3 protein-coding genes are annotated in these 10,691 nt (G+C 69.8%); all 3 read left to right on the forward strand.

Features of this window, described 5'->3' with window-relative positions; all coding sequences use genetic code 11:
* Nucleotides 1–3,967, forward strand: a 3,967-nt coding sequence (locus tag B1964_RS10555) for an acyltransferase domain-containing protein (protein ID WP_079929721.1), incomplete at its 5' end; no start/stop codon positions are given.
* The gene (locus tag B1964_RS10560; protein WP_079929722.1) at nt 3,964–8,784 is read left to right on the forward strand and encodes a type I polyketide synthase; all 4,821 of its coding nucleotides are present in this window, start codon (nt 3,964–3,966) and stop codon (nt 8,782–8,784) included. The genes B1964_RS10555 and B1964_RS10560, both read left to right, overlap by 4 nt.
* A 4-nt stretch (nt 8,785–8,788) precedes the next feature.
* Nucleotides 8,789–10,691: type I polyketide synthase (locus tag B1964_RS10565; protein WP_139765699.1), on the forward strand; the 1,903-nt coding region annotated here is incomplete at its 3' end.

A 10,691-nucleotide genomic window follows, 5' to 3' on the forward strand; every position in this document is an offset into this window, starting at 1 on the left:
GAGATCTCGCGAGCGCATCGCGACCACGGCCGGCGCTCTCGCCGACTGGCTCGACGGAGACGGTGCCGCGGTGCCGCTCGCCGAGGTCGTCGATGGTCTCGATCACCACCGTGATCGCGCACGCGCCTTCGCGACCGTCGTCGCGACCGACCATGCCGCGGCGATCACCGGGTTGCGGGCGCTCGCCGACGGGGTGAGCGCACCCGGTGTCGTCGCCGCCCACGAGCAGCCGTGTCGCCCCGGGACGGTGTTCGTCTACTCCGGCCAGGGATCGCAGTGGGTCGGGATGGCGCGTGGTCTGCTGGCCCATGACCCGGCCTTCGCCGACGCGCTCGAGGAGATCGAACCGGACTTCGTCGAGCAGGTCGGATTCTCGCTCATCGAGGTCGTCCGCTCCGGTGCCCCGGTCACCGGGATCGACCGCATCCAGCCGGTCCTCACCGGCCTCCAGCTCACCCTGACGCGACTGTGGCGCGCCCACGGCATCGTCCCCGACGCCGTCATCGGCCACTCGATGGGTGAGGTGGCAGCGGCCGTCGTCGCCGGCGCGCTCAGCGTGGCCGACGGCCTGAAGGTCATCGCCACACGGTCGCGCCTCATGCGGCGGCTCGCCGGACAAGGCGCCATGGCGCTCATCGAACTCGACGCCCCTTCCGCCCACGAACTCGTCGCGGGCTTTCCCGCCGTGACCGTCGCGGTGCTGGCCTCACCGAGGCAATGCGTCATCGCCGGCCCCCCGGAACAGGTGGATGCCGTCGTCGATCGGGTGGCGGCGCAGGATCGTCTCGCCCGGCGGGTCGAGGTCGACGTCGCCTCCCACCACCCGATCATCGATCCCGTGCTGCCCGATCTGCGTGCGGCACTGGTTGATCTGAGCCCCCGGCGTCCCCACCTGGCGCTGCTCAGCACCACGCTCGAGACCGGAGAACCCACCTTCGACGCCGACTACTGGTGTGCGAATCTGCGCAATCCCGTCCGGTTCGCGTCGGCGGTGGCCCGGGCGGGCGTCGACCACGGAGTCTTCGTGGAGGTCAGCCCGCACCCGTTGCTGACCCACGCGATCGACGAGACCCTCGCCGACATCCATCATCACGCCGTCCCCACACTCCTGCGTGATGCAGACGAGATGATGACCTTCCACACCCATCTGAACATCGCACGCACCGATCGCCGCCACATCCCGGCACCAGCTCCGTTCGGTCCGCATCCGCAACTGCCGACGACGCCGTGGCATCACTCCCGGCACTGGTTCGCCACCCGTGCCCGTTCCTCGCGGTCGCGTGCGGCGAGCGCCGGACTCACCCCACGACCGGGCACCCTGCTCGGCGAGCACATCGCGGTCGGAGACGCCACCCACCTCTGGCGTGCCGACCTCATCCCCGAGGCGCTGCCGTACCCAGGACATCACCTGCTGCATGGACTCGAGGTGGTCCCCGTCTCGGTTCTGGTGGCCACTCTGGGTGGCGCCGCTGCCCACCTCGGTGCCGACGGGCTGACCGACATCAGCTTGCGCCATCCGATCGCGGTGGATGCGCCACGGCGCATCCACGTCGTCGCCGACGCCGACTCGGTGTCCATCTCGTCCTCGGCGATCACCGACGACGACACCTCGCGGCGGGTCCGCCACGTCACCGCGCGACCGGTCTCGTCGACCCCGCCGGGCCTCCGGCCAGGCCTCAACTCCGACAACGGTTCCCGGCCGATCGACACCGCCGACCTGGTGGCGATGACGCCGACCTCCTCGACCGCAGATCTCCTCGCCGAATGGGGCGTGCAGGGGCAGCCCTTCGCCTGGGAGGTGTCACGCGTCGCGCGCAGCACCGGCCGAATGCTGGCCGACATCGGGTTACCCGAGCCCTCGCCGGCCGCGATGCTCGACGCGGCGGCCCACGTCGCCCGACTCGTCGACGACTCGACCCGCGACCTGATGGTTCCCGCCCGGATCGACTCGGTGCTCCTGCCGATAACCCTGCGCGGCACCCGCGCCGTCCTCGACATCCGCCGAGTGGTGTCCGACGATGCCGACCTCGTCGTCGACATAGTCGGATCCACCGAGGACGCCGACGACGCCCTCCTCGTCCGCGGCCTGCGGTTCACCCTGGTCGACGCCGAACCCGGTGTGGCCGAATCCGCTGTGGTGGAAGCCGATCCGCGGTCGCTGGTCCGCACTGTGGTGTGGCGCGAGGACGTCGGAACCGACACGGCCTCACCGACGACGATCGCACAAAGCGACGCGGTGGCTGTGCTCGGCGACGCGCATGCCCTCGCCGTGGCACTCGCGCGTGCGGGAGTGCCATGCCGCGATCGGGCCGAGGACGCCCGCCACGTCATCTACGTCGCCCCCACCACCGCGGCGGACCCCGATCAGTTGGCTGCCGATCACGCTGCTGCCGCGGCGGGAATGACCTCGGAGGTCACCGCCGTCATCGCACGGATGGCCCGGAACGCGACCTCGCAGACCCTGTGGATCGTGACCCGCGGTGTGCGCGAACCGAACTCGTCCGGCGATCTGCCCCAGAGCGCGCTGTGGGGGTTGGCCACGGTGATGGCCGAGGAGCACCCCGACGCGTGGGGCGGACTGATCGATCTGGCCGCAGGTGCCGATCCGGCCACCGCGGCGCCGCTGATCACCGAGCGGTTCGACCGGCCGTGGGGCGGTATCGCCGCCTTGCGCGACGGTCGGCTGCTCCGTCCGAGCCTCGAACCCCTCCAGACCCCCGAGACCCGCGACGACACCGAGACCCGCGACGACACCGAGACACGCGGCGAGGCAACGCATCCCGCACCACGCGCCGGCGTCATGCTGCGCTGCCGCCCGGATGCCGCCTACCTCGTCACCGGGGGACTCGGGGCACTCGGCCGCGTGATCGCCGGACGGCTCGTCGATCACGGTGCCCGCCGGCTCATCCTGGTCGGCCGCACCGGTCTGCCGGCGCGCCGCGACTGGGACCGAGCCGATCTCGACCCGATCCTCCGCGACCGCATCAACACCGTGCGCGACCTGGAGAGTCGCGGCATCACCATCACAGTCGTCGCACTCGACGTCGCCGACAGCGCGGCCGTGCAGGCCTTCCTCAGCCGTCGTGACGATGAGGGCGCCGCACCCATCCGTGGTGTCGTGCACGCGGCCGGGGTCACCGAGAACAGACTGCTCACCGAGTCCGACGACGCCGCACTGACCACCGTCATGCGACCCAAGATCGCCGGGGCGCAGGTACTGCACGAGGTCTTCGGCGACAGCCTGGACTTCTTCGAGATGACCGGGAGCGCCGGTGTGCATTTCGGTATTGCGGGCCAGGGCGGCTACGCCGCGGCCAACGCCTACCTCGACGCGCTCGCGCGCCTGCGCCGCCATACCGGTACCCCGGCCCTGACGATCGACTGGGTCGCCTGGCAGGGACTGGGGTTCGCGGTCGACGCCGACATCGTCACCGCCGAACTCGCCCGCCGCGGATCCCGGCCCGTCACCCCGGCAGAGGCACTGCACGCCTGGGACCTGATCTCCGAATCCGGTGTGGCACAAGCAGTCGTTCTCCCGCCACCACCGCCCGCACCGAACGCCGACGACGCCACCACCGGCACACCGTCGTGGTCGCAGATGGCCAGGCCCGACCTGCTCGCCGGATTGCGCGACGGCTTGCGAGCGATCCTGGCCCGGGAACTGCGGATGTCGGAGGCCGACCTGCTCACCGACGTCCCCTTCGCCGAGTTCGGCCTCAATTCGCTGATGGCCATGTCGATCCGCCGGGATGCCGAGAAACTGGCCGGTCTCGAACTGTCGGCGACGATGCTGTGGAATCACCCGACCATCGATGCGCTGGCCGACTACCTCGCCACCCGGATCGCCGGTGACGACGAGCCGGCCGCACAACTGCCCGCCGAGGATTCCGGTGGCCTGCTCGACGATCTCTTCGCCGACGCCGAGTCCGCGCCGTCACCGCTGGGTGCGGAGCACGGTCTCCGATGAGCGCCGACGACCTCGAATCCGTTCTGCGCGACTGGCTGACCACGCGGCTCGCCGCCCTCGTCGATCGCCCGGCAAACGACATCGATCCGACCGTGGCGCTGGCCGATCTCGGGCTCGGCTCCCGGGACTCGGTGATGATCTCCGGTGAACTCACCGAGTTCCTCGGCAGGCAGGTCTCGCCCGTCGAGTTCTGGGAGCATCCGACGATCGACGCGCTGGTGGCCCACCTGTGCCTCGGGGACCACGTCGAACCGCAATCGGCATCGGCGGGGCGATCATCGGCCGACGACGGTCCGATCGCGGTGGTCGGCATCGGATGCCGATTCCCCGGCGGGATCAGCGGTCCCGACGAGTACTGGCAATTTCTCTGTGCCGGCGGTGATGCCGTCACCACCGTGCCGCGGGGCCGGTGGGACCGTTTCGACGACGGTCGTCCCGAGGTTGTCGACGCCCTCGCCTCGACCACCCGCCACGGCTCCTTCCTCGACGACGTCGAGGGCTTCGACGCCGACTTCTTCGAGATCACCGCCCGCGAGGCGGCCAAGATGGATCCGCAGCAGCGTCTGATGCTCGAGGTCGTCTGGGAAGCCCTCGAACATGCCGGGATCCGACCCGAATCCCTGCGCCGGACGCCGACCGGTGTCTTCGTCGGCGCCTGCGCCGGCGAATACGGGTATCTCGCGTCCACCGACCTGCCGACGATCGACGCGTGGAGCAATCTCGGTGCGGCCCTGAGCATCATCGCCAATCGGCTGTCCTATGTCCTCGATCTGCGTGGCCCGTCGTTGACGATCGACACGGCGTGTTCGTCGTCGTTGGTGGCGATCCACCTCGCGACCCAGAGCCTGCGGTCCGGTGAAGCAGACGTCGCGGTCGCGGGCGGGGTGAACCTACTGTTGACGCCGGCGGTGTTCGCCGGTTTCGATCAGTCCGGCGCGTTGTCGCCGACCGGTGCGTGTCATGCCTTCGACGCCGCCGCCGACGGTTTTGTGCGCGGTGAGGGAGCGGGGGCGGTCATCCTCAAGCGTCTCGATGACGCGCTCACCGCCGGTGACCGGATCCTCGCCGTCATCCGCGGTACCGCGGTGAACCAGGACGGCCATTCCAACGGACTGTTCGCCCCCAATCCCGCCGCGCAGATGGAGGTGCTGCGCACCGCGTACACCCGCGCGGGCATCGGCGTGCGCGAGATCGACTACGTCGAGACCCACGGGACGGGGACCCTGCTCGGTGACCCGATCGAGGCCCGCGCACTGGGCACGGTGCTCGGCCGTGGGCGCCCTGCCGACGCGCCGCTGCTACTCGGTGCGGTCAAGACCAACCTGGGGCACCTCGAGGCTGCCGCCGGGATCGCAGGTTTCATCAAGACCGTCCTGGCGTGTTCGCGCGGCACCATCCCGGCCACTCTGCATCATCGAGAACCCAACCCCCACATACCATTCGACCAACTGCGGCTGCAGGTCGTCGACACCAAGCGGGCATGGCCGAGCACCGGACGACCACGACGAGCGGGCGTGTCGTCCTTCGGTTTCGGTGGCACCAATGCGCACATCGTCGTCGAGCAGGCACCCGTCGTGCATCGCGATCCGCCGCCCGTCGACATGCTCGCCCCGGCGGTGAGCACCCTGGTCCTCTCGGGCCGCAGCGCCGAGCGGGTCGCCGATCTCGCCGCGACAGTCGCGGACTGGATGACCACCGACGGTGCCGGGATCCCGGTCCCCGACATCGCCCACACCCTCAATCATCACCGGGCGGTGTTGCCGGTGACCGCCACCGTCACCGCCCGCGATCGGGCGGGCACGATCGCCGGACTGCGCGCCCTCGCCGGTGGCGACACGGTGGATGGAGCTGCTGCCGTCGGGGTGACCCCGCCACGGGAGAACGCCGCGCGCGCAACGGGAACCGTGTTCGTCTACTCGGGCCAGGGCTCCCAGTGGGCCGGGATGGCCGCCGTTCTGCTCGCCGACGAACCCGCCTTCGCCGACGCCGTCGACGAGATGGAGGGCGACTTTCTCGACCACGTCGGATTCTCACTGCGCAACGCTCTGACCGAGCGCCGCGACCTGCACGGTGACGCCGAGGTGCAACCGGTACTGATGGGCCTGCAGGTGGCGCTCACCCGGCTCTGGGCACATCACGGTGTGCATCCCGACGCGGTGATCGGGCAATCGATGGGGGAGGTGAGCGCCGCGGTCGTCGCCGGCATGCTCACCGTCGCCGAGGGACTTGCCGTGATCGGTATCCGCTCGCGGTTGATGTCGGCGGCCCCGGCCGGCGGTGTCGCGGTCCTGCGCCTCTCGTGCGATGAGGTCGCGGCACGACTGGCAGCACATCCGGGCGTCGAGATCGCCGGTCACCTCGCACCGCGGCAGACGGTGGTGGCCGGTCCACCCGAGGCCGTCGACGCGGTCCTCGCCGAGGTCCTCGCCGACGGCGTGTTCGCGCGCAAGGTCGCCATGACGGTCGCCTCGCACACCGCGCTGATGGATCCGCTTCTGGCACCACTGCGTTCGGCATTGGCCGACCTGGCTCCGCGGCCCGCTCGGATACCGTTCCTGTCCACCGTGCACCCGGCATCCGCGGACTCCGTCGCTCCGGTGGTCGACGCCGACTACTGGGCCGACAACCTGCGGATGCCGGTACGGCTGGCACAGGCGGTCGCCCGCGGTGCCGAAGACCATGCGACCTTCGTCGAGATCAGCCCGCACCCCATCCTCGGCCAGGCGCTCGTCGAATGCCTGGAGGAGTCGGGGGCCGAGGACGCCGAGGTCGTCGCGACACTGCACCGCGACCGTGACGACACCATCTCGTTCCACCGCGCGTATCACGCTGCCGCCCAGGGTGTTCCGTCGACCCCGCATCCGGCCGAACCGCATCCGGTACTACCGCGCACGCCGTGGCGACACACCCCGTTCTGGCTGCCCACACCCACCCGATCCCCGGGGGCGTCGGCGGGGCCCGGAGCAGGGTCACCTTCTTATCCCGCCGACGGTCGCGTCCCCCGATCGTGGTGGCATCACCTGGCCTGGCCGACGATGCCGGCACCCCGCACCTCGACGCTCGTGCACCCGCAGCGCTGGGTGATCGTCGGTGACGGTGTCGATACGGAGTCGATCACCGTGCTGCGCGCCACGCTTCCCGGCGGCTCGCAGATCATCCCGATCGACCCCGATACATTCGCCGACGATACCGACGATTCGGAAACGTTGAGCCAGAGCATCTCCGGCGCCGATCGTGTGATCTTCGCCCCGGCCACAGAGGCGGATCCGTTCTCTGCGCAACCGGCATATCGGTTGTTCTCGGTGGCGCGTCGCCTCGTCGGCGCTGCCGTGTCGAGTGGCACCCGACCCCGGCTGCACCTGATCACCCGCAACGGCGCACCGCTGGCCGATGGCGATCACGCCGTCCCCGCGCACGCCGCCCTGTGGGGACTGGGACGCACTCTGGCGCTCGAACATCCCGAGATCTGGGGCGGTGTCCTCGACGTCGACGCCTCGGTCCCCGGCGGCGTCGTCGCACGCTATCTGCTCGACGAGATCGGCGCCGACGATCACGAGGATCAGGTGGTCTACCGGGCCGGCACGCGTCATGTCCCGCGACTGCGTGCGGGCGTGAGATCGCCCGACGATGTCGGGGTAGAACCGATCACCGGACAGACACATCTGGTCGTCGGCGCCACCGGACACATCGGCCCGCACCTGATCGCTCACCTCGCCGACCGCGGGGCGCACACCGTCGTCGCCGTCTCGCGCACTCCGGGCACACGTCTCGATCCGCTCGTCGCCGAACTCGGCGACCGCGGGTGCCGAGTGGTGGTGGTCGCCGCCGACGCGACCGACGAGACCGCCATGGCAGCGTTGTTCGCCCGCTTCGGCACCGATCTTCCTGCGCTGGACGGAGTTCACCTCGCCGCCTTCGGTGGTGGTCCGGTCACCCTCACCGACATGACCGACGAAGACGTGGCAGCCATGTTCGGTCCGAAACTCGACGCCCTGGCCGTCCTGCACCGGATGACGCTGACCTTCCCGGTGTCCCGATTCGTGGTGTTCTCGTCGATCTCCGGCCTGCTCGGGTCCAGGTGGCTCGCCCACTACGCCGCCACCACCACATTCCTCGACGCCTTCGTGCACGCCCGCCGAACCGCGGGCCTGCCGGCAACCACCGTCAACTGGGGGCTGTGGAAATCGCTGGCCGATCACCAGGATTCGGCCGAACGACAGGTCACCGCGGAGTCCGGATTGATACCGATGGACGATCGCATCGCCATCGACGCCCTGACATCGGTCACCGGACCGGGAACCCCGGCGGGGGCAATCGTGGTCGACGCCGACTGGGAGCTGCTGGGCGCCGCCTACCGCACCCGCACCGCACTGCACATCGTCGACGAGGTGATGCCCGCCGCCGGCGACGGCACCGACCGGGGTGCCATCACCGAGGGCGACACCGCATTCCGGCGGGAACTACGCGACGCCGACCCGTCGGTACGTCTGTCCCTGCTCGCCGACCGGGTGGCCGATCTCGTCGCCAAGGTCATGGGATTGACCTCACCCGCCGAACTCGACCGCAGCGCCGGGTTCTTCCAGTTCGGGATGGATTCCCTGATGAGCGTCACCCTGCAGCGAGCGCTCTCGGAATCTCTCGGCGAACTGTTGCCGACATCGGTGGTCTTCGATCACCCCACCGTCGACGCCCTGACCGACCATCTCGCGGCCACCCTCCCGGAGACGGCCGGCCTCGACACGAACGAACCCGACGACGGATTCGACGAACTCTCCGAAGACGAACTCCTGCAAGCACTCTCCGAAAGGCTGGGCTGACCTGGTGCCTCCCGAAAACTCGGATCGCCGGGCGATCATCACCGACGCTCTGCGCAAGATCGACGACCTGTCCCGAAAGCTCGCCATCGCCGAGCAGGGCGATCGCGAGCCGATCGCGATCATCGGCATGGGTTGCCGGTTACCCGGCGACGTCGACGATCCGGGCGACTACTGGGATCTGCTGACGGAGGGCCGCAGCGGTGTGGTGCGGGTGCCCGAGAACCGTTGGGACGCCGACGAGTTCTACGCCGAGGACCACACGATCCCGGGCACCATCGTGAACCGGGTGGGCGGCTTCCTCACCCACTGGGACCCCGACGAGTTCGATGCGGAGTTCTTCGGCCTCACCCCCCGTGAGGCGATCGGCATGGATCCCCAGCAGCGGCTGCTGATGGAGGTCGCCTGGGAGTCCATCGAGGACGCCGGCCTGACACGCGAACGACTCCGCGGGACGGCCACCGGCGTGTACGTCGGGATGACCACCAACGACTACACACTGACATTCGCGGGAGCCATCCCGCGGACGGGACTCGACCCGTACATCCCGTTCGGCAACGCCGCCAACTTCGCCGCGGGCCGCCTGTCGTATTTCCTCGGCCTCAACGGCCCGGCGATCGTCTCGGACACAGCGTGCTCCTCGTCGCTGGTGTCGATCCATCTCGCCTGTCAGGGGCTGCGGCGCCGTGAGATCGACAGTGCGCTGGCCGGTGGGGTGAATCTGAACCTGAGCCCGGAGAACAGCATCGCCTGTTCCCGGTGGGGCATGCTGGCCCCCGACGGCACCTGCAAGACCTTCGACGCCGACGCCAACGGCTATGTGCGCAGCGAGGGTTGCGGCGTGGTGGTGCTCAAGCGCCTCTCCGACGCGGTGCGCGACGGCGACCGGATCCGCGCGGTCATCCGCGGTACCGGGGTCAATCAGGACGGCGCGAGCAGTGGCCAGACCGTTCCGAACGGTCCCGCCCAGCAGGCGTTGATCCGCTCGGTGTTGGCCGCCTCCGACCTGGCACCGGCGGAGATCGACTACGTCGAGGCCCACGGCACCGGAACCCCGCTGGGTGATCCGATCGAGCTCGACGCCCTGCACGGGGTGTTCGCCGAGCGGGGCGAGAGTGCACCCTTGGTTCTGGGGTCGGTCAAGACCAACCTCGGGCACCTCGAATCCGCCTCCGGTATCGCCGGTCTCATCAAGACGGTGCTGGCGATCGAGCATGCGCACATCCCTCGTCAGCTCCACTTCTCGGCGCTGAATCCGCACGCGTGCGACGGCACCTCGCGTTTCGCCATCGCCGCCGAACCACAGCAGTGGCCGCAATCCGGGCGACCACGCCGTGCCGGGGTGTCGTCCTTCGGTGTCAGCGGCACCAACGCGCACGTCGTACTCGAGCAGGCCCCCGAGATGCCGGCGGAACCGACCCCCTTCGCGGTGACCCCAGGCGCGGTTACCCCTGTACCGGCGACTGCGGGACCCGGGGTCCACACGCTGATCATCTCGGGCAAGACCCCCGAACGCGTTGCCGCACAGGCTCAGACCCTCGCGGACTGGATCGGCGGCGACGGCGCACAGGTGGACTTGTCGGCGATCGCTCACACCCTGGCCCACCACCGCTCACGGTTCGGTGTGGTCGCGACGGTCACCGCACGCGATCACACACGAGCCGAGACCGGTTTGCGCGCCCTCGCCGGTGGTTACCGCGCGCCGGGAGTCGTTCCCGCACATGAGGGAACCTGCCCTGGGGGCACGGTGTTCGTGTTTTCGGGGCAGGGGTCGCAGTGGGCGGGGATGGGTCGTCGGTTGTTGGTGGCGGAGCCGGCGTTTGCTGCTGCGGTGGTGGAGTTGGAGCCGGTGTTTGTTGCGGTGGTGGGTTTTTCGTTGCGGGAGGTGTTGGCGTCGGGGGAGCCGGTGG

The sequence above is a fragment of the Gordonia sp. i37 genome (assembly GCF_002043085.1).
Lineage (GTDB): Bacteria > Actinomycetota > Actinomycetes > Mycobacteriales > Mycobacteriaceae > Gordonia > Gordonia polyisoprenivorans.